Annotated in this window: 19 protein-coding genes and 1 pseudogene; 10 read left to right on the plus strand and 10 right to left on the minus strand. The window is 61.9% G+C overall.

Features of this window, described 5'->3' with window-relative positions:
• Positions 1-261: 261 nt before the first annotated feature.
• From RUH75_RS11450 to RUH75_RS11460, 3 genes are all read right to left on the minus strand, one after another.
• Complete coding sequence (locus RUH75_RS11450) at positions 262-1,047, minus strand: SDR family NAD(P)-dependent oxidoreductase (protein WP_313805931.1); 786 nt, start codon at positions 1,045-1,047, stop codon at positions 262-264.
• 22 nt (positions 1,048-1,069) lie between these two features.
• Positions 1,070-2,224, minus strand: a complete 1,155-nt coding sequence (locus RUH75_RS11455) for an aminoglycoside phosphotransferase family protein (protein ID WP_313805933.1) — start codon at positions 2,222-2,224, stop codon at positions 1,070-1,072.
• Between the two features lie 77 nt (positions 2,225-2,301).
• Positions 2,302-3,390, minus strand: coding sequence for a phosphotransferase (locus RUH75_RS11460; RefSeq protein ID WP_313805935.1), 1,089 nt, complete (start codon positions 3,388-3,390; stop codon positions 2,302-2,304).
• Positions 3,391-3,475: 85 nt separating this feature from the next.
• Here RUH75_RS11460 and RUH75_RS11465 point away from each other — a divergent pair, with 85 nt between their 5' ends.
• A complete protein-coding gene (locus tag RUH75_RS11465; protein WP_313805937.1) occupies positions 3,476-4,489 on the plus strand; it encodes an alcohol dehydrogenase catalytic domain-containing protein in 1,014 nt (337 codons plus the stop codon).
• Positions 4,490-4,494: 5 nt separating this feature from the next.
• Here RUH75_RS11465 and RUH75_RS11470 read toward each other — a convergent pair whose 3' ends face one another.
• From RUH75_RS11470 to RUH75_RS11480, 3 genes are read right to left on the minus strand one after another with little or no spacing between them, the layout of a single operon-like run.
• Complete coding sequence (locus tag RUH75_RS11470; protein ID WP_313805939.1) at positions 4,495-5,964, minus strand: phosphotransferase family protein; 1,470 nt, start codon at positions 5,962-5,964, stop codon at positions 4,495-4,497.
• A gap of 29 nt (positions 5,965-5,993) precedes the next feature.
• On the minus strand, positions 5,994-7,397 hold the full coding sequence (locus RUH75_RS11475) for an FAD-dependent oxidoreductase (RefSeq protein ID WP_313805941.1): 1,404 nt from the start codon (positions 7,395-7,397) through the stop codon (positions 5,994-5,996).
• A 31-nt stretch (positions 7,398-7,428) separates the two neighbouring features.
• Positions 7,429-8,673, minus strand: coding sequence for a cytochrome P450 (locus RUH75_RS11480; protein ID WP_313805943.1), 1,245 nt, complete (start codon positions 8,671-8,673; stop codon positions 7,429-7,431).
• Positions 8,674-8,869: 196 nt separating this feature from the next.
• On the opposite strand from RUH75_RS11480, the gene RUH75_RS11485 reads away from it, so the two are divergent.
• Both RUH75_RS11485 and RUH75_RS11490 read left to right on the plus strand, forming a co-directional pair.
• Complete coding sequence (locus RUH75_RS11485) at positions 8,870-9,664, plus strand: SDR family oxidoreductase (RefSeq protein ID WP_313805945.1); 795 nt, start codon at positions 8,870-8,872, stop codon at positions 9,662-9,664.
• 83 nt (positions 9,665-9,747) lie between these two features.
• Positions 9,748-10,263: a MarR family transcriptional regulator gene (locus tag RUH75_RS11490; protein WP_313805946.1), complete on the plus strand. Its 516-nt coding sequence runs from the start codon at positions 9,748-9,750 to the stop codon at positions 10,261-10,263.
• A 12-nt stretch (positions 10,264-10,275) separates the two neighbouring features.
• On the opposite strand, the gene RUH75_RS11495 is transcribed toward RUH75_RS11490, so the two are convergent.
• A complete protein-coding gene (locus RUH75_RS11495; protein WP_313805948.1) occupies positions 10,276-10,812 on the minus strand; it encodes a VOC family protein in 537 nt (178 codons plus the stop codon).
• A gap of 100 nt (positions 10,813-10,912) precedes the next feature.
• Between RUH75_RS11495 and RUH75_RS11500 the strand changes: the two genes are divergently transcribed.
• Positions 10,913-12,154: an MFS transporter gene (locus tag RUH75_RS11500; RefSeq protein ID WP_313805950.1), complete on the plus strand. Its 1,242-nt coding sequence runs from the start codon at positions 10,913-10,915 to the stop codon at positions 12,152-12,154.
• Here RUH75_RS11500 and RUH75_RS11505 read toward each other — a convergent pair.
• Positions 12,126-12,581 carry a nuclear transport factor 2 family protein gene (locus RUH75_RS11505; RefSeq protein ID WP_313805952.1) on the minus strand — a complete coding sequence of 152 codons (456 nt, stop codon included), beginning with the start codon at positions 12,579-12,581 and terminating at the stop codon, positions 12,126-12,128. The genes RUH75_RS11500 and RUH75_RS11505 overlap by 29 nt on opposite strands.
• 88 nt (positions 12,582-12,669) lie before the next feature.
• On the opposite strand from RUH75_RS11505, the gene RUH75_RS11510 reads away from it, so the two are divergent.
• The 6 genes from RUH75_RS11510 (at position 12,670) to RUH75_RS11535 (ending at position 18,999) form a co-directional block, all read left to right on the plus strand.
• The gene (locus RUH75_RS11510) at positions 12,670-13,902 is read left to right on the plus strand and encodes a cytochrome P450 (protein WP_313805954.1); all 1,233 of its coding nucleotides are present in this window, start codon (positions 12,670-12,672) and stop codon (positions 13,900-13,902) included.
• A gap of 58 nt (positions 13,903-13,960) precedes the next feature.
• The gene (locus tag RUH75_RS11515) at positions 13,961-14,758 is read left to right on the plus strand and encodes an enoyl-CoA hydratase-related protein (RefSeq protein WP_313805956.1); all 798 of its coding nucleotides are present in this window, start codon (positions 13,961-13,963) and stop codon (positions 14,756-14,758) included.
• Positions 14,759-14,853: 95 nt separating this feature from the next.
• The gene (locus RUH75_RS11520) at positions 14,854-15,456 is read left to right on the plus strand and encodes a nuclear transport factor 2 family protein (protein WP_313805958.1); all 603 of its coding nucleotides are present in this window, start codon (positions 14,854-14,856) and stop codon (positions 15,454-15,456) included.
• 150 nt (positions 15,457-15,606) lie between these two features.
• Complete coding sequence (locus RUH75_RS11525) at positions 15,607-17,040, plus strand: FAD-dependent oxidoreductase (RefSeq protein WP_313805960.1); 1,434 nt, start codon at positions 15,607-15,609, stop codon at positions 17,038-17,040.
• Positions 17,041-17,042: 2 nt separating this feature from the next.
• The gene (locus RUH75_RS11530; protein ID WP_313805962.1) at positions 17,043-17,570 is read left to right on the plus strand and encodes a nuclear transport factor 2 family protein; all 528 of its coding nucleotides are present in this window, start codon (positions 17,043-17,045) and stop codon (positions 17,568-17,570) included.
• Positions 17,571-17,631: 61 nt separating this feature from the next.
• Positions 17,632-18,999 carry a phosphotransferase family protein gene (locus tag RUH75_RS11535; protein WP_313805964.1) on the plus strand — a complete coding sequence of 456 codons (1,368 nt, stop codon included), beginning with the start codon at positions 17,632-17,634 and terminating at the stop codon, positions 18,997-18,999.
• A gap of 11 nt (positions 19,000-19,010) precedes the next feature.
• On the opposite strand, the gene RUH75_RS11540 is transcribed toward RUH75_RS11535, so the two are convergent.
• Together RUH75_RS11540 and RUH75_RS23670 are read right to left on the minus strand one after the other, a co-directional pair.
• Positions 19,011-19,574, minus strand: a complete 564-nt coding sequence (locus RUH75_RS11540) for an acyl-CoA thioesterase domain-containing protein (RefSeq protein ID WP_313805966.1) — start codon at positions 19,572-19,574, stop codon at positions 19,011-19,013.
• Between the two features lie 56 nt (positions 19,575-19,630).
• Positions 19,631-19,939 (minus strand): annotated as a pseudogene (locus tag RUH75_RS23670) (acyl-CoA thioesterase); the annotation flags it as partial.
• Positions 19,940-19,950: the final 11 nt, after the last annotated feature.

The raw sequence follows: 19,950 nt of genomic DNA on the forward strand, positions 1-19,950 counted from the left end.
CAAGCTCGCAAGCATCATGCTATGGCTCAAATGATTAAATCGTCACTACAGCCTAAAGCGCGCGCAGGATGGCACCGCTTCGGTCCGGGTCATGGTCCACAGCCAGGATCGGGTCATGCGCATTGCCGCGATGGCGCGACACTCCCTCGAAGCACTGACCCGCTAAGATACGCCGCCGGGCTCGCGCCGCTCACCGGCGTTCATAGCCGCCTTGGGTGATCATGAGAGGGGCGGCCATCGCAACGGCCGCCCCAAAGTTCATCAGGCGCCCGGAGCGCCGGGAAGGAACGGCGTGTACACCCCCACCGTCATGCCGCCGTCCACGGCAAGTTCCGCCCCGCAGATATAGGAGGCGTCATCGCTCGCCAGGAACAGGCTGGTGCGCGCAACCTCCTCCGGTTCGCCAATGCGCTGGATCGGCTGGCCGACATAATATTTCGCCAGTTCCGACACCTCTTCATTGGTGACGTTGCCCATCACGGTGTTGATGCCACCGGGGAAAAGGGCATTCACCCGCACGCCCTTATGCCCCAATTCCATGGCGGCCGTCTTCGTGATGCCGCGCAACGCCCATTTGCTGGAGGAATAGGCGCTGAGGCCGTTCATGCCCCAAAGGCCGGAAGAGGACACGATGTTGACGATGGCGCCCTTGCCCTTGGCGATCATGCCGGGCGCCAGCGTCTTGATCCCCAGCCATGCGCCGATCAGGTTGATCCGAAGCACGCGTTCGAAATCCGCCTTGGTCAGATCGAGGATCGACGCGGGATGCACGACGCCGGCATTGTTCACCAATATGTCCGCGGCCTCTCCCCAGCGCGCCTTCACCGCCGCGTCCAGCGCCAACCACTGGTCCTCGTCCGAAACGTCAAGCTTCGCAAACAGGCCCGCTTCGCCAAGGCTGTCCGCGACCGCCCGCCCTTCCTGTTCCAGCATATCGGCGATGACAATCCTTGCGCCTTCGGACGCGAACAGACGTGCCGTCGCTTCCCCCTGCCCGCGTGATCCACCCGTCACCACCGCAATGCGGCCAGCCAATTTTCCCGCCATCACTTCACTCTCCCTTATTCAATCAAAACGCATCGAGCGCGCTGTAATCGTCAATCGCAGTGCCCATCCGCCGCAGGAATTCGATCGTCGTATGCTCAGGCTGCATCGCCGGCATGTCGCCCGTCGGCCGCATCGTGATCGTCCAGAAGGCGAAGGCCGTGAACATCTGCTGGCGAACATTGCGCAACGCTTCATCGAATCCGATCGCCGGCACGCCTCTGGCCGCCATCAGATCCAGATAGAGGCGCAGCAAATCCTCCAGCCAATCCCGGCGCTGCTCGACCGTGAGCGAGGTCAGGGTGGAGAAGATGAAGTCGCGGCTCCAATGGCCGATGGTGGTCAATTGCCAGTCCGCCAGACCCATGCGGTCGTCCGGCGTGATATACCAGTTCTTGAAATGCACATCGCTATGGATCAGCGTGCGGGGGAGTTCCAGATGCCGCGCAACGGACTTTTCCGTCGCCTCCCAAATCTCGCCGCGACGGCGCAGCAGCCCGTCCGGGAGGACCGAGGACGCCGCCTCGAACCCCTTGTCGCAAAAATCGGGAAAGTCCGGCGCCCCGGTCATCATGTCGCGCCACCAGCGCGGCCAGTGCTTGAACGGCAGGCTTTCCGTTCCCAGTTCAGGACTGTCGTAAAAGCGGGAGTGCAGGTTCGCCAGCGTAGTCACCAGCCCCTCCGCCTGCGGACGCGTCAAGGTGGTCCGCTCATCGGGGAAATGCACCTTGCCCGCCATATCATCCATCATGATGAAATAGGCGAAGCTATCGGGATCGAAACGTGCGAAACGGGGGTGCGGCGCCTCGAAATCGATGCGCGGCCGGACGAGATTGTAGAAATCCGCCTCGGCCTGTGCCGTATCGGACACGCCCAGAACGATGCGGTTCTCCAGCGTTTCAGCCGCCTTGCAAAATACGGTGGCGGGCAGGTCCGCCGCCTGCGCTGCTTCATTATAGCTCAGGAAAATCCGGCGGCGATTGGACGATCCATCGTCGCGCGCATCGAAATGGAAATCCGTGACCGCACCGCCCGGAACATCCTTGCACAGCACGGCGGTCAACCACTCGCCCGTGATCGCCTTGTAGGATGTCGGCACCTGATGCGCAGCGGTCACTGGACTGTCATGATCGCTTTCCGCTTCGAATGCGGTTTTGATGGCTTCGATGGAAGCGCCCATAAAAATCCTCTCATTTGGTATTATAGCATATCATATATTGATGCACCATATCGCGCAAGTGTGCGAATGCTCCCCATCTATAGGCCGAGCAGTCCATAGGAGTCATGGTCCAGCGCGGCCGTCGCCGCGCGCACGGCATTGGCGGTGTTGATCGCTTCCGGCTGCCAGACCGCGCTGTTGTTGAGCCAGGTCACGACCGGGTAGAAGGCCGCGCAGCGGTAGAAGAACCAGGCTTCCTCGAAGGAAGGGACATCGTCCGCGCCATAATGGCGCAGCCGTGTGAGATAATGGGACAGCAAGGCCCGCTCCCACATGCGCCGGTCCGCAATGTCGAGCGCGCAGAGGAGAAAATAGGAAAGACCGATCGGCCAATGTTCCGGCCGCGCCACCCAGTCGATCAGTCCCGGCTCGCCAGATCCTGTGACATACAGGTTACCCAGATGTTCGTCGCCATGGATGACGACCATCGCGGTCTGCGGCATGATCGCCCATAGACGTCCCCAAGCGTCCTTTGCACGATCGAGATTCTGAAACCGCGCGGGGAGCGCCCGGCCGCGCGGCAGTTCGACATAGGATTGCCAATTTTCCGGAGTGAAAAAGGTCGGGAAATAGACATCATTGACCAGTCGCCGGTTCTCATGGGCCAGGGTGCCCGGCCCCATTGCCCCGCCCGCCGCGAAAATGGGACTGTCCCAGGCGCTGGCATGCATCCGGGCAAAGGCGTCCATGAACGCCATCGCCTGCCCCAGATCGAGCGTATGGAATGCGTGGAAGAAGGTGGCGCCGGTGGGCGTCAAATCCTCCATGATGATGGCGGACGCCTCTTCGGTAATGCCGATATGATGCCATTGCGGCCCGGCAGGCGCGGCAACCAGCGGCGCGACGTCACGGATCGAACGCAATTCGTTCGCCATCGCCCATGCCGATCCCGTCGACGGATCATTCTCGCCGGGGAAATTACCCTTGACGATGAAAGTCCGCGGCCTGCCCTCGCCGCCCTCCGCATAGTCGACGCTGATGCGGAACTTGTTCTGCTTGTATCCGAAGACAGGGCCGCGCTCGACCCGCGACACGGTCACGCCGGGCCAGGCGTCGCGCAGGGCGGATGTGACCCAGCCCGCATCGACATCGGCATAGCTGAGGGGTACGCGATGAGCTTCGGACACGCTTCTCTCCTTGTCAGCCGCCCATTGGCAGCATAGCATATTGTATGTTAACTTACCTTATGATGGAAAGAGGATTCGGGAAAGGATGAAAAGCGCAATTTTTGTCGGCGCGGGCCAACCCCTGTCGATCGAGGATCGCCCCATCCCGCACCCCGGTCCCAATCGGGCAGTCATTCGGGTGCATCGATGCGGTATTTGCGGGTCAGACCTGCACATGACCAGCGGCAGCGCCTTCGACGTGCCCTGCGGCACTGCCCTGGGCCATGAATATGCGGGCGAAGTGGTGGAGGTCGGCCCCGGCGTGGCCCAGGTGAAGGTCGGCGACCGGATCACGGCCCTTCCCATGGCGGGCTGCGGCGAATGTCCGGCGTGTCTTGCCGACATGCCGTTGCATTGCGCCTCACTGGAATCGCTCGCGGGCGGCTATGGCGAATATACGCTGATCGACACGCGCCAGGCCATTCGCCTGCCCGAAGCGCTCGGTTTCGAGGATGGGGCACTGGTGGAGCCGCTGGCCTCCGCGCTGCGCGGCGTGCGGCGGCTTCCCGGTCTTGGCGCGGACCTTCGCGTCGCCATATTGGGCGCGGGCGCGATCGGGGCCTCGGCCGCCTATTGGGCGAGGCGGCTGGGCGCAGGGCCGATCGCCATGATCGCCCGGACGCGCCGCAACGAAGGGCTGGCCGCGGCGATGGGCGCGGACGATTTCCTCACCGTGGGCGACGATCTGCCCGAACAGCTGAACCGCGCTCTGGGTGGCCCGCCGGACGTGGTGATCGAAGGCGCCGGGGCAGCGGGTGCAATCCAGCAATCGATCATGCTTGTCCGCAACGGCGGCACGGTGCTGACGCTGGGTGGCTGCATCCGCCCCGACACGATCATGCCAGCCGTCGCGATGTTCAAGGACATCACCCTGCGCTTCAGCGTCGCCTATGGGCATGCCGATTTCCTGCAATGCGTGGAAACGCTGGATGCCGGGGGGGTGGAACCACGCGCTCTGGTTGGAGAAACGATCCCGCTGTCCGCGTTACCCGAGCGGTTCGAGGCGCTGCGCAGCGGGTCCCACGCCGCCAAGATCATGGTCGATCCCTGGCGGGACTGATTCCATCAGCCCCCCATCATGTCGCGGATCGGCCGCAGGAAGCCGGCCATCATCGAATGCCCGACATGGCCGAGCTTCAATTCGGCCAACCGGCCCGCCTCGAAACAGTTGGTGGTGAGCTGACTGGCCGTCAAATTGCGGACATGCCCCCATATCTGGAAGAACCGCACCCGCTCTTCTTCCAGTTCCGGGCCGCCCGCCGCGCGATAGGCGGCCATGAACTCCCCCCAGTCCAGCGAAGCGCCAGCCGTGTTACGTACATAGCCCACATCGTCGGCCGGATCGCCGATATGCGCGAATTCCCAATCGACAACGGCGCTCAGCCGGCCATCATCGACGATGAAATTGTGAAAGCCGATATCGCCGTGCAGCAACACCGGACGGCCCGGCGCGTCCGGTATGTTGTCGAGCAGCCATCCGTACAGCGCCAGCACCGCGGGCGACGGCATCGCCATCTCCTGAAGATAGAGATCGCGGATCGATCCGATATAGCGCCGCGTCACCTCCGCTATGGGCAAGTCCCACAGGCCCGATGCGATGCCGTTGGTCAGGTCGCCCAATTCGCGCATGGGCGGCAGTTGATGCAGCCGCGCCACGCTCCCGGCCAGCAAGGTGACCAGCGCGGCATCAACCACGCCACTTGCGCCATGGACGCTGCCTCCGCTCGTCCCCGGCGCGCGTGTCATGATCAGAAAGTCGCCGCCGGGCAGCAGCTTGTGATCCGTGTCGACCCACAGCGCTTCGGGCGCGGGAAAGCCGTGGTCGAAAGCGGCACGAATGACTGGAAATTCCTTCGCCACGCGATGACAGTCATTGTCCATGGTCGGCTCGTCCCGGTCCCGCCGCATGACGAAGGCCCCGGCAAGCGCCGCGCCTTCCGCCGCGAAGAGGATCGTTTCCTTGCCATAACCCCCGGGTAGTGGCCGAAAATCGGACAGGCGGATGCTGTTGTCGGCAAACCGGTCAGCCAGATAGCGTTGCAGCCGATCGGGCGTGATGGCCGTGTCCGCCTGCTGTCCGTCAGGCAAAAGGCCGCCGCACAGTTCGTCTATCCGGGCCAGTTCCGCGTCCGCCGTCTCGAAAACGATCCGCATCCGATCCGCAGCGGAAACGCGCGGATCGGATGCGAGGGCTTCCACCAGCAGCGACCAGTCGCGCATGATCGCCTGCTGCACGGCCTCATACTGGCCGGGATCGTCCGGCGGGGAGGACAGACGGGCCATGATCGCCTCCAGCCGCGCAAACAGATCGGGTGCGGCAACGGAGAGGTTGAGCCGATCCGACAGGGCCGCCAACTGGCCAAGCAGCCGTTCGCGCCAACCGCTGAAAAGACGGTCGGCACATAATTCCCGCGTCTCCAATATCTTCAGCGAAGCAAGCATCGCCTCCTCGTCGGAGGCATAGGCCGTATCCTCGCCATATAATCTGACGGCCGTCAGATTCAGGGAACGCAGCAGCCGCGCCGAAATCGACATTCTTCCTCTCCGTCAATCCATGCAGCCGGTCAGGCGCGAACGGCTTTTGCCGCTTCCTCGCCCGCCAACCGTCCGAACGTCAGCGCATTGCCGACACCCATGCCGCCGCCCGAATAGCGTTTGCCCTGAACGCAGCCCAATATCTCCCCAGCCGCGAACAAGCCTGGAATCGCCACGCCATTGCGGTCCTGCACACGCCCCCGGCTGTCGATATCCAGGCCTGCGCTCGTCTGGCCGATCACCGAGGCGCGCACCTCCACAGCGAAGAAAGGCGCCTTGTCGATCGCAAAATATTTGGGCGCCTGCTTGTCCCATTCGCGGTCCACGCCCGCATGGGCATCCGCATTATAGCGCGAGACGGTTTCGTCCAGCGCCAGACGATTGATGCCCAGCTGATCGGCCAGACCGGCCAGCGTTCCGGCCGTGCGTATACGACCGCTTTTCACATGCTTGCGGATCAGATCCTCGTCCCAGGTCTGGGACACTTCGCCCGTATGATAGGGGTCGGAAAAGCGTTTGTCGGCGCTGCCTTCCACCAGCGTCTTTTCATCGAAGATCGCCCAGGCATGGGCGCCCGGCTGTTCGTTGATCAGATAACCGGAAACGGCATAGGGCGCGTTTTCGGGCATGAACCGTCGCCCCTCATCATTGACCAACATGCACCAGGGTGGAAGGAATGCCTCCACAGAATTGGGCACAAGACCGGCCGATGGCAGGACCAGGCCCGTATCCTGCCCGGTGATGCGCGCTCCGACCAGTTCGCCCAGCTTGATGCCGTCGCCCAGGATGAACGGGGCGTCGCTATGCACGGAATAGACGATATCGCCATGCTGTGCTGCCGATGGAAAATATCTGGCGCGCATTCCCGGACTGTTGCCGAAGCCGCCGGTGGTAATGATGACCGCGCGGGCGCGCAGGTCCATGCCCGACGCGTGCACGCCCACGACACGCCCGTCCTCCATGAGCAGACGGTCTACCCGGGTCTTGAGCGCGGTTTCAATGCCTCTCGCGCCGACTTCATTGACCAGCAGGCGGCCGATCGTGTCCCCGGCGCCGACCGTACAGTGCCCGCGCGGCACAGTGTCGACGCCCGATTTCACCACCCATTGATATTCCGCGCCCAGACTGACCAGCCATTCGACCGTCGCGGCGCTGCGCTCGGCAAAGAGGCGGATGATATCGGGACGCGTCTGCCAGCCGTTCAGCGTCATGATGTAATCGAACATCGCCTGAGGACTGTCCTCGATCCCCATCGCCTTTTGCACGCTGGTCCCGGCAGCATAGACCACGCCGCCTGACAATCGCGTCGCGCCGCCCAGCTTGTCGTCCGCTTCCAATATGATCGCCGAAGCGCCTGCGGCATGAGCAAACAGCGCCGCCGTCATCCCCGCGCCGCCGCCACCCACCACGATGATGTCATAGTCGATCGTCATATCCGTCTCCCCTGCCCGATCCGGCCTGTTGTTATTTGCGGGTGATGCGAACCGGCAGATTGCTCAGCGCATGGAATCCGAACACCGGATCATACCGAACCTGGTCCGCCGGCACGGCCAGCGACACGCTGGCGAATTCCTCCGTCCACCTTTTGACCGCGGCGATCATTTCCGCGCGAGCGAGGAAGCTGCCAAGGCAATGGTGCACGCCCATGCCGAAGGTGACATGCGCTCGCTTGTTCCTGCGGTCCATGTCGAAGGTCATCGGTGCGTCGAACGTCTCCTCGTCCTGTCCGCCCGATGCCCACATCAGGAAAATGGTCGACCCCTTCGGCAGTTCGACGCCATGCAGCATCGTGTCCTTCATGACCGTGCGCGGCGTGGTGGCGGCGGGTGCATGGACACGCAGCACTTCCTCGACAAAATCGGGAATCCTGCCCGGTTCGGCCTGGATCGTCGCCCAGATGTCGGGGCGCGTCGTCAGCACGAACATGGCGGAGGACAGGGCGTTTCGGGTCGTTTCATTGCCCGCGATGATGAGGACATGGACCATCGAGAGCCGCTCCTCCATCGACAGCGGCTTCCCGTCGACTTCCGCGTTGGCGATGGCGCTGGTCAGATTATCTTGGGGCTCACGCTGCAATCGCTCGATCATCCCGGCAAAATAGCGATAGCCTTTGACCACGGTTCGCGTGGCTTCGATCGCGCGGGGCAGCGGATGGACCGGGTCCACCAGATGCGTGAATTCGTCGGAATAGAATTTGAGGAAAGCGGCATCCTGATAGGGCATGCCCAGGATCAGACAGATCACTTCCAGTGGCAGGGGAACGGAAAAGGCATCGACGAAATTGACCGGCTCGCCATCGGGGATCGCTGCCATCAGCCGGTCGATGATGGCGTCCATCTGCGGCGCCAGATCGGTCACCTTCTTGCGGTTGAGGGCCTGTTCCGCAATCTTGCGATAGACGAGCGAAAGAGGCGGATCGGACGCCTGCAATGTCTGCACGACCTTATATCCCGACTCCGCGAATATCTCCCCGATCTCCGGATCGAACTCTCCCCAGCGCCAGACGGAGGGTACGGGATTGCTGGAAAATGTCGCGGTGTCGCGAGCGATCGCTTCGATATCGGCCTTGCGCGTGGCGATGAAGACGGGCGCCGGGCTTGGCAAATCCAGGCGGAAGACTGGCGCTTCCCTGCGCATGAGCGCATAGCCTTTGGCCGGGACGGAAAGATGTTCGGGATCGAACGGATTGAAACAGCTGATGTCACCCATCCGCATTCTGCTCTCCAGCATGACTCGTTATTAGAATGTTACAATATGGTATGCTTATTTACGATATCAGGCAAGCCTTTCCCGGAGGAAACGTCAAGCCCATTCGCGGCTTGACTGTCCTGCGTACATATCGCTTATTAGGATGGTAGCATATGATGTGCATAAGAACCAGTTTGCAGCAGGAGAGGAAGCGACGATGAGGCTCAAAGACAAGGTTGCATTGGTCCTGGGCGCTGCGGGCAGGGACAATATGGCCCAGGTCATCGCGCGTCGGCTGGCGGCGGAAGGATGCAGGGTCGTTGTCGCCGGGCGGCATGAAGAGGCGCTGAGGGATCTGGCGAAGGAACTGGACGGCGCCTATGCGCTGGCCGACATCACCTCCAGGGCGGAGGTGGATGCCGCCGCCGACCTTGCCCTCGCACGCTTCGGCAAGCTTGATATCGGCGTCAATGCCACCGGCTGGGGCCTGCTCAAGGCAACCCATGAGACGACCGAGGCCGATCTCGACAGGATGCTCGGCATCCAGTTCAAGGGGCCCTTCTTCTTCATCCAGGCGATGCTTCGCACTATGGGGAAAGGGGGTTCGATCATCCAGATTTCATCCGCCACCGCCACGATCATGCTCGACCAGCATGCCGCCTATATGGGTACGAAGGCAGGGATCGACCATGTCATCCGTACCGTCGCCAATGAATATGGCGCGCAGGGAATCCGTGCCAATTCCATTTCGCCGGGCCTGACGGAAACCCCGATGGCCGGCAGCACGTTCGAGGTGCCGGAACTGCTGCATGCCTTTGAACGCGAATATCCCCTGGGCCGCATCGGGACGAAGGATGATATTGCCGCAGCGGTTGTCTGGCTGGCTTCGGACGAATGTTTCATGACCGGTCAGAATTTGCAGGTGAATGGCGGGCTGACCCTGCGCCGCAATCCCAGTCTTTCCGAATTGGGTGAAATTGCGGCAAAAGCGACGGCTCATTTGAGGAGTTGAGAGCGGCTGAGGGCTGGCATTCAGGCCGCACAACCGCTAATCTTTCGCTGAAGTGAATGAATTTAACAAACGGGGCTTGGTCAGTGGGCGCTTCAAAAACGGATGTTCGTAAGAAGACCAACATATCGACGATCGAGGAGGAAGCACCCTTTCCCCTGTTCAAGGAAAGCCTGGCCTATCAGGCGCAACTGTTCGCGCGCCTCGCGCAAAATGACTATATGGCGAGGATCAGCGGTACGGGTATCGCCCCGGCGCAAGCCTATGTGCTGGGGGAACTCTGGTTCAACGAGCCGCTTTCCCAGGTCGATCTCGCCCGCCGCCTCGACATCGGCAAGGCGACCGTCGGCCAGACGCTGGCACGGCTGGAACGGGTCGGCGTTGTCGAGCGCCGGCGAATCAAGTCGGACCGGCGGGTCGTCATGGTCCATCTGACGGCAAAAGGACGCGCACTGCGTGAACCATTGCGTGTGGCGACCGTAGAGCAGGCTGAACTGCTGGACGACCGTCTCGGCAAGGAACGCGTCGCCCAGCTGACCGAATTGTTGCGGCACGCCAATGAAATGCTCGTCAATGCCTATCCGCAAGCCGTCGAGGACTGACGAAGAGGTCCGTCAAGCAACGGCGAAATAGCGGATCGGATCGGCGCCGTCGAAATTTTCGGCAGAAGCGCGGACCAGATCATAAACCGCCAAGAGCTGCGGCGTGGGCTCGTAAAGCTCCACATAATGGCCCAGCGCATCGACGCAATCCATCATTGCAAAGCCGACACCCGGCGCAACTTCGGCGTAGAGCGCCGTTTCATGCCCCGCCTCTTCAAAATGCCGCATGGCTGCCTTGATGTCGTCCACGATCAGCGCGACATGGTGCATGCCCTGCCCGCCTCGCGGATATAAATCCTGGAATACCGACGGGCCGTCATTATTCTGCTGGACAAATTCCACCATCACCTCGCCCCACTGGCCATAGGCGGAACTGTGATCGAGTTCGGCCGGCTGCCCGCGATGCAGGCTGAGCGTGAGCGGAATATGCTCCGCGATATGGAAGGGACCTGAACCAAAGGCAGCCATATGCGCCTTGGCCGCCGCGACAATGTCGGGAACGAAATAAGCGATCTGGCGAACGGGCTGCTGTCCCAGGGGGTGGCTCATGTCGCCCTCCATATTGTTGCATAGAATACCATATGTATGCATACTGTTTAAACGGGGCCGCCGTCAACCGGCACCCCAAAGGATAGCAGAAAGGATCGACATGGCTGGAATCACGCCATTTGCCGGCTGGCGCATGGTGGCAATATGCTTCCTGATCATGAACTGCACATTGGGCGTCAACTTCGCCGCCTATGGCGCGATGGTCGAGGCCATTCAGCGGGAATTCGGCACCAGCCGCGCCTTCGCCGCCATGGGCATCAGCATGACGACCCTATCGCTCGGGCTGATCGGGCCTCTGGTCGGCGGCCTGCTGCGCAGAATGTCCATCAGGACGCTGATCATGATCGGCCTGACCCTCAACGCGAGCGGCTATTTCCTGCTGACCCAGGTGCATGACATCCGGCTCTTTCTTGCCGTTTATGCGCTGATGATAGGTCCGGGACTGGCGCTGGCGGGAGTCGTGCCCTGTACGGCGATCATTTCCAACTGGTTCGTTGCCGGACGCGGCAAGGCGCTGGGCATTATCAACATCCCTTTGGGCAACGCGCTGCTGCCGTTGATGAGCGCAGCGCTGCTGATCGCGTTCGGGTTGCAGGGCGCCCTTTGGGGCAGTGGCGTCGTGCTGACTTGCCTGCTGCCCTTCGCCTGGTTCCTTGTTGATCGGCCTGCGCAGATCGGCCAACAGGCTTCGGGCGGCACATCTGAAACCACCGACAGGGTCGAGCCCGCCCTGTCAGCGGCACAGATCGTCCGCGCGCCGCGCTTCCTCATTCTCACGCTGGGCGTCGGGCTGCTCAGCGCCGGCGGCCTCACCATGGTCACCCATCTCGTCGCCTTGGCTTCCGACCGCGGCGTACCGCTTGGCTCGGCCTCCCTGCTCCTGTCGGTCTTCGGTCTTGCGGGATTGATCGGCGCGCCCCTCTTCGGCTGGCTCTCGGACCGGCTGGGCGGCGGCCGCAGCTTTGCGCTGCTGGCCCTTGTCCAGATCGTGCCATGGCTCGGCCTGATCGCCGCCGGCGCTAATCTGCCGCTTTTGCTCCTGCTTGCCTTTACCATCGGTCTGTTCAGCAACGGCATCATCACCTTGTTTGGCGTGACCATGGGGGAATGGATGGGTCAGGCCAATATCGGACTCGGCATGGGGCTGTGCTATTTGTTCAAGATTCCATTCCTGTTCGCCGCCGCACCGCTCGCAGGCGCCATGTTCGACCGGTTCGGCAATTACACACCGACCCTATTGATGCATGTCGCCACCTTCGTCGCGGTTGGCCTGACTTTCCTGTTCTACCGGCCGAAACAGGCCAACCACTCCATCAGTTCAACTCAACCATCAACCGCGTGATCCGAAGATCCGCAATATGCCAGCGGCCATCGATCCGGCTGTAGCGCTCATGATAATGGCCATGGCCCCGGAAGAGCGTGAAGGGGCCACCCGCTGGCGGACGCAATATGTCGTCCAGCGCCCAGATGCCGGTCGCGCTGTCTTCGGACAGGATTTCGATTTCGGGCATATGCCCATAGTGGGCGCTGGTGAGCGGAGAAATGCCGCTGCGGACATAATCGACGATCGCCGTGCGACCCCGGATCGGATCGCCCAGGGCCGACAGGTCCGGTTTTTCCTCCAGCGCGCCGCGCACGTCGAAATGGGCGTCCTGCGTGAAAAGGGACGCAAAACCATCCCAGTCGCCGGTATCCATGGTGCGGAAATAGCGTGCCTTCAGCCGTTTGATCTCCTCGATCGCGAGCAACATTGCCAGTGGGTTCTGCATCCTCATCCTCTTCCACGATTGCATAGTATGCATGCATGCTATATGCCAGCATCCTTCCTTAGCACATCATATTATCGTGGGACTGGCAATGACGAAGCAGCAAGATATGGGCAGTCTGGCATCGGCGGAGGTGCAGGTCTGCCCTTTCCCTTTCCTCGATCAGCTGCTTGCGGAAGCGCCTGTCTACAAGGACCCGCTGACCGGCATGTATATCATCACGCGCTATGAAGATATTGGCCATGTCTCCGCGCATCCGGAACTTTATTCCAACAAGACCACGGTGGTTGTCGGTCGCCATGATTCGCCTGTCGCCGAAGAGGTCGCCCGCCGCTTTGCCGAACGGGGCTTTCCGGAAATGCACACGCTGGTGACCAACGATCCGCCGGAACATACATCCTATCGCGCACTGGTCGAAAAAGCCTTTACCCCCAGCTATGTCAAATCGCTGGAACCCTATATCGAGGCGCTGGTGGACGAGTTGATCGACACCATGCTGCCGACCGGAAAGGCCGATCTTCTTCCCGAATTCGCGATCAAGGTACCGATGTACATCATCGCCGACCAGCTGGGCGTCGATCGGGCCGACTATGCCCGCTTCAAGCTGTGGTCCGATGTCACGGTGGAACGCAACAATCCTCTGCTGGACCCGAATCGCGAGCTGGAGATCACGGATCATCTGATCGACATGCAGAATTATCTGCATGAACGGGCGCTCCGTTACCGCGCCGAACCGACCGAAAATCTGCTCAGCCGGCTGGTCCATGCCGAAATCGACGGCGAAAAGCTGAGCGACCCCGCGCTGATCGCAGTGGCGCACCAGCTTCTGGTCGCGGGCAATGAAACCACCACCACGGGAATCGTCACCGCCCTCTGGCTGCTGCTCACCAACCCCGAACTGCGCAGCGCTATCCAGGCCGACTATGACCGCATCCCCGGCTTTGTCGAAGAAGTGCTGCGCTCGCATTCGCCGGTGCCGCATATGTGGCGGCTGGCCATGCAAGACAGCCGGATCGGCGATGTCGATATTCCCGCAGGCGCGGTGCTGATGCTCAGCTATCTGGCGGGCAATCGCGATCCGGCGCAATGGAGCTGTCCGCAAGAGGTTCAGCTGGGGCGCAGGGGCGTTCGCAACCATCTGGCCTTCGGGCGCGGCATCCATTTCTGCATCGGCAATCAGCTTGCCCGCGGAGAAATGCGGATCGCCATCCGCCGCATCCTGGAACGACTGCCCGATCTGCGGCTATCGCCCGATCATCCCGAACCGCAATTCATCCCCCATTTTGCGATTCATGCACTCGATCATCTCCATATAGTGTTCTAACATATTCTGCGATCCGGACTCCATTTGTGGGCCGGACTCCATTTGTGGGAAAGTCACCATGAATTTCGACCATTATAAGCTACTCGACTTTTCCCGGGATGGCCGGGTTCTGACGATCATCATGAACCGCCCCGAACTGTTGAACGCGGTCAATCATGAACTGCATGAAGAAATGGCACGCGTCTTCTTCGACGCGGCCGATGACCCGGAGAGCGACGTCATCATCCTGACCGGCGCAGGGCGTGCCTTTTCTGCGGGCGGCGACTTCGAATGGCTGGACAAGCAGGTGAAGGGCGACCGCATCCCCTTTGTGCATGAGGCCAGGACCATGCGCCGGATCGTCATGGGCCTGCTGGATTGCCCCAAACCCGTCATCGCCAAGGTGAATGGCGACGCCATGGGCTTCGGCGCGTCGGTCGCGCTGCTGTGCGATGTGGTGATCGCGGCCAACGAGGCGCGCTTTGCCGACCCGCATGTGAAGCTGGGGCTGGTGGCGGGCGATGGGGGCGCGCTGATCTGGCCGCAGCTGATCGGCTTTGCCAAGGCCAAACATTATCTGCTGACCGGCGATCCGATCAACGCCGTCGACGCTGAACGGTGCAACCTCATCAGCTTCGCGGTGGCAGCGGAAGAGCTGGACGGCTTCGTCTCCCAATATGCGGCAAAGCTTGCACGCGGCGCGCAATCCGCCATTCGCTACACCAAATCAGTGACGAACATCGCCCTGCGCCAGCTGTTCAGCTCTGTGTTCGAAGCAGGCGTCGCCTATGAAGGCCTCACCACCTACACGGCCGATTTCGGCGAAGCCGTCCGCGCCGTGCAGGAAAAACGCCGCCCGCAATTCTCGGGCAAATAGGCATCCCGGCACGTTGACTTGCGCGCGCTCTCCCGCCAATATGGTATGTATACATATCATAATCATGACCATCGAGTCGGTGGGAGAGGACGGAAATGGACGACACTCTGGAAGCCCGCCTGCGCCTGGTCCTTGACCGGCAGGAAATCGAGCATGTCCTGAAGCTCTATTGCCGCGCGATCGACCGCTGCGACATCGAATTGCTACGTACCATCTACCATCCCGACGGAACCGATGATCATGGTTCTTTCTCGGGCAATGCGATGGAATTTGCCGAAACCATCATCCCTGCCCTGCGGGAGGGGATATTGGACGGAATGCACACCGTCACCCATTGCACCATCGACGTGAATGGCGATTTCGCGACGTCGGAATCCTATTATTGGGCCTATCAGCGCGCTCCGGGCGGCGAGGAGGCTGTGATGGCCTTTTTCGGTGCTGATTATGCCGCCCACGCCAAGGCGGACGGCACGATCGACCAGTGCCACGATTATTATTGCGGCGGCCGCTATATCGATCTGTTCGAGCGCCGGGATGGACAATGGAAAATCCTGCGCCGCAAGATCACCAATGAATGGAACGATATTCGCCCCAGCACCCGGATCACCGATCAGGGCCAGGTCGCTTATTATAACCTGCCGGGCCGACGCGACCGGCGGGACCCGGTCTATCTGAACCGCATTCCGGTTCCGGTCTGACCTAGAGCGATTTCCAAGCGATCGGAAACGCAGTTCGGCGAAGCCAATCGATCGCTGGTTAAGAAATCGCGGAAAACAAACCATTAGAGCGGTCGATCTGATGCAATCAGGTCGAAAACCGCTCCAAGTCGCTTCAACGGAGCAAAGATCATGTCCCATGACTATGACGTCATCATCATCGGATCAGGCGCCGCGGGCATGTCTGCGGCAATCGAAGCACGTCTGGCTGGCGCCCGCGTCATGGTGCTGGAGGCGGACGATCATCTGGGCGGCGCCACGCGCAATTCGACCGGCGTGGTCTATGCCTGCAACAGCAGCACCCAGAAGGAAAAGGGGATCGAGGACAGCGCCGACGCCGTCTACGATTATATCATGACGCTGAACCAGCATGCGGTGCGGCCGGATCTGATCCGCGCTTATGCCGATGAATGCGGACCGATGCTGGAATGGCTGAAGGAAAAGGGCGTGGAATTCCCTACCAATATGCTGGTCCATTCGGATGTGACCAATGTGCAGCGCGGGCATACCTCGAAAAGCTTCGGCCTTGGCATTGCCGATGCGCTCATCAACCGCGCCGGGGCGCTCGGCGTCGAAACGGCGCTCGGCACGCGCGTGGACGGCCTGATCATCGAGCAGGGCAAGGTGGTGGGCATCACCGCCGACGGCACGGAACTGCGCGCACCCAGCGTCGTGATCGCCACCGGCGGCTTCGGCAACAGCCCGGAGATGCTCGCCAAATGGTATCCGACCGCCGCCTATCATGGCGAACGAACCTGGGCGGTGCATCGTGATGCCCCCTTCATTCTGGGCGACGGCATCACGCTCGGCCAATCGGTCGGCGCGGAGATCACCGGCCATGACACTGGCCTGCTCAACCCCAGCCCCTGTTTCGACAGCCGCTATGTCGAAGCCTTCCTGCCGCCCTGGCTGATCGCCGTGAACGAGCATGGCAAACGCTTCATGGCCGAGTGGGAAAGCTACGCCGTCTGCGGCTATCTGATCAACGAGCAGCCCGGCCAAAGATGCTGGGCCATTTTCGACCATCCTACGATGGTGGAGAATGGCGACGATCTGTCCTACGCCGATCCCTATAATAGCGGCCTCGCCATTTCGAGCTGGGAAGAAATCACCATCAGCCGCGAGGTGGAGAAGGGCGTCGCCCATCGCGCCGACAGCCTGGCGGAGGTAGCCCGCATGGCCGGGCTGGACGCGCAAGCGGTGGAAGAAACCGTCCGACGTTACAATGACGATGTCCTGACCCATGGCGAGGATCGCCAGTTCCGCAAGGATGGCAACGGCCACGCCCTGACACCGATCAGGACTGCCCCCTTCTATGCGGTGGAGGTTCGCGCCGCGATCATCGGCTTCACCGCCGCCGGTCTGGATATCACCGCCGATTGCGAGGTGCGCGACACGCGCGGCAAGGTGATCGAAGGCCTCTATGCCGCCGGCGAGGTGCTGGGCTGTTTTCACGGCAAGCGCTATGCCGGGGGCGGCACAAGCATCGGCAGCTCGGTCGTCTTCGGCCGCAGGGCAGGCACCACAGCAGCGCGCCATGCCCTGGCCGCCCCGGTTCCGGCCTGATCGTGCCGTATCGCGACGCCATCGATATGCTGCTCGCAAAGGATGCGCTGCACGATCTGGCGGCCCGCTATGCGCGGGCGATCGACCGGCGCGATCAGCTATTGCTCCGGTCCGTCTATCATGACGATGCGATCGACGATCATGGCGTGGTCTTTTGCGACAGCGCCGCCCTGTTCGTCGCGCAGCAGCCGGAGATCATGGCTCCCTTTGCGATCACCGCCCATTATCTGTGCAACCAGTCCTATCGCATCGATGACGACCGTGCGGACGGGGAAATCTATTTCATCGCCTATCACCGGACGGAAGCGCCGGGCAGCAGCCACATCATCGTATCGGGCCGCTATCTCGACAATTACGAAAGGCGCGCAGGCCTGTGGAAGATCGCGCATCGCCGGCTGGTCTGGGACAGTTTCATCACCCTGCCCGCCGCACCGGCCGACATGGCGCAGCTGGCTGCCCTCGGCATCATGGGCAGCGCCGCCGATGACCGTTCCTATGACGCATTGCCCCTGATGGGCCGGGGACAGTGATGCGCACCCGGTCGGTCCGGAAGCCCTTGTCAACGTCCCACTCTGGAGCCTCTCAGTCCCCATGTATTCGCGCTATCTGACGGCGGTTGCATCCGCCCTTCGCCTGCACGTTCGCGGGCATCTCGACGGCAGGCCCGCCAATGTGGTCGACGAATGCGTCTCGACCCTCGCCGCCCTTGCGAATGCGCTGGAAACCGGCGCGGTTCCGGATCAGGACATGATCGCGGCATGGCTGGCCGCAGGGCCGGTCGAAAGCCCCGGCGTCCACCGCGACATAGCCGATGAGCATTGCGATCATGTCGAAGCGATAAGGGCGGGCAACGGCATCGACCGTCCCGCCATTCGCTCGGCGCTGGAAGCAGAGCGCGTCCGGGGCCAGCGCGCGATGGATCGGATGCTGGGCCTGATGACCCTGCCGCCCGCCAAGACCGACGATGCCCGGTCCGGCATCGACCCCGCGCGTGTCGAGCAATTTCTGCGCGAGGCCAGCGGCTGCCCGGACCTGCTGCTGTCCGATTTCAAGCCGATATTGGGCGGCCGGTCGCGTCAGACGGCGATTTTTCGTGTTTCGCATGCCCAGGGCTTGCCGTCCGACCTGGTGGTGCAACGCCAGACGCCGGGCCTGGACAATAGCTTTGGCGGCACGGCGATGGAGTTCGAGGTGCTGAAGGCGCTGCATGACGCCGGGATGCGCGTGCCACGGGTCCTGCACATGTCCAGCGATCCCGCCATTCTGGGCGCCTGCTTCATGATCATGGAGCGCGCATCGGGAACGCCGGTCCAATCCGACTTCTGGAGCATGCCCACCCCCGGCTATGCAGAGGAAATGGCACGGCAAATGGCGATATTGCACGCCCAGCCGACGGCGGGGCTGGCCCATGTCCTGCCGCGCCCGCGCGTAACATCCGGGCGGGAGGGATGGCTGGCCGAAGCCGAAATGCTGTCCACCCGCCTGTTGTGCGACTCCCATGGCCCCTCGGTGACGATCGCCGCCGCCCTCGACTGGCTGCGCAACCATGTGGACGGCATTGGCGACACCGAAACGATCGTCCACAATGATTTCATGTTCCACAATGTGCTGGCGGAAGATGGCCGCATCACCGCCGTGCTCGACTGGGAACAGGTTGCGTTGGGGCATCCGGCCGAAGATCTGGGCTATGTCTATCCCGTCGTCGCGATGCTGGGTGGCTGGGACCGCTTCATCGCCGCCTATCAGGCAGGCGGCGGACGCGCCGTCAGTCGGCAGGAAGTGGATTTCTTCGCCCTGCGCGCGATCCTGCGGCTGATGGTCCTTGTGTTCGATGGCCGCGTGGCGTTCGAAAGCGGGGGCACGGATGAAGTGGTCATCGCAGGCGCGGGCGCGGGATTCATCCAGCGCCTGCATCAGCGCCTGTCCGACGTGCTGGCCGATATTCTGGCGCGCCACTGACGCAGCGCTGTTCAGCCCGGCGGGTCGCCTTCCTCCGCAACGGAATATTGCAGCGCTTCCTGGGCGAGCGATGCGACCAGTTCCCCCGCCCGGTTGTACACCAGTCCCCGCGCCATATTCACTCCATTCTCGGCATTGGGACCTTCGGTTTCGAACAGCAGCCAGTCGTCGCACCGCATGTCGCGATGAAACCATATGCAATGGTCAAGGCTGGCAACGAACAGATGCGGCCCCGGCAAGGCAACGGTATGCCGCGAAAGCGGCACGCCAGCGAACATGAAGTCGGACAGAAAAGCGAAAATCTGCCGTTGCACCGCCGGATCGTCGACCCGCTCCGCCCCCGGCGCGCGCAGCCAATAATGCCGCTTGGCGTCCGCCACAGGGTCAAGATAGCCTGATCGGTCCGGCACCCGCACTCGATCGGGTAGCGACCTTTGAACAACCCGCCATAGCGTTGATTGGCCGCGCCGAGCAATTGATCGAACGCCCGCCCGTCCAATCCCTTTTCCGGCTCGAACGGGACCGACATTGGCCGATAATGGCTGAACCCTTCGATAGGCGTGCGATAGGAACATTCCATCGTGAAGATGATCTGTCCCGCCTGCCGGGCAACAACCCGGCGCGTGGAAAAGCGCGCACCGTCCCGCGTCCGCTCCACCATATAATCTATCTGGCTTGTATGGATGCCGGCACGCAGGAAATAGCAGTGGAGCGAATGAACCGTGCGCCCCTTGGCGGTGCGATCGGCCGCGCGCAAGGCTTGCGCCACGATCTGGCCGCCGAACAGGGCCCGATAGGCATTGGGCTGGTTATAGCGATTCTGGAACAGGTCAGGCGCAATTTGGTCCATCTCCAGCAGGGAAACGATATCCCTCGTCCATTTCTGTTCCATTATGCTCTCATCGAAGCTTCGCATCGCCCTGTCCCTCCCGCCACGCATCTCTTGTAGAA

This window comes from Sphingobium sp., from assembly GCF_032153725.1.
Lineage (GTDB): Bacteria > Pseudomonadota > Alphaproteobacteria > Sphingomonadales > Sphingomonadaceae > Sphingobium.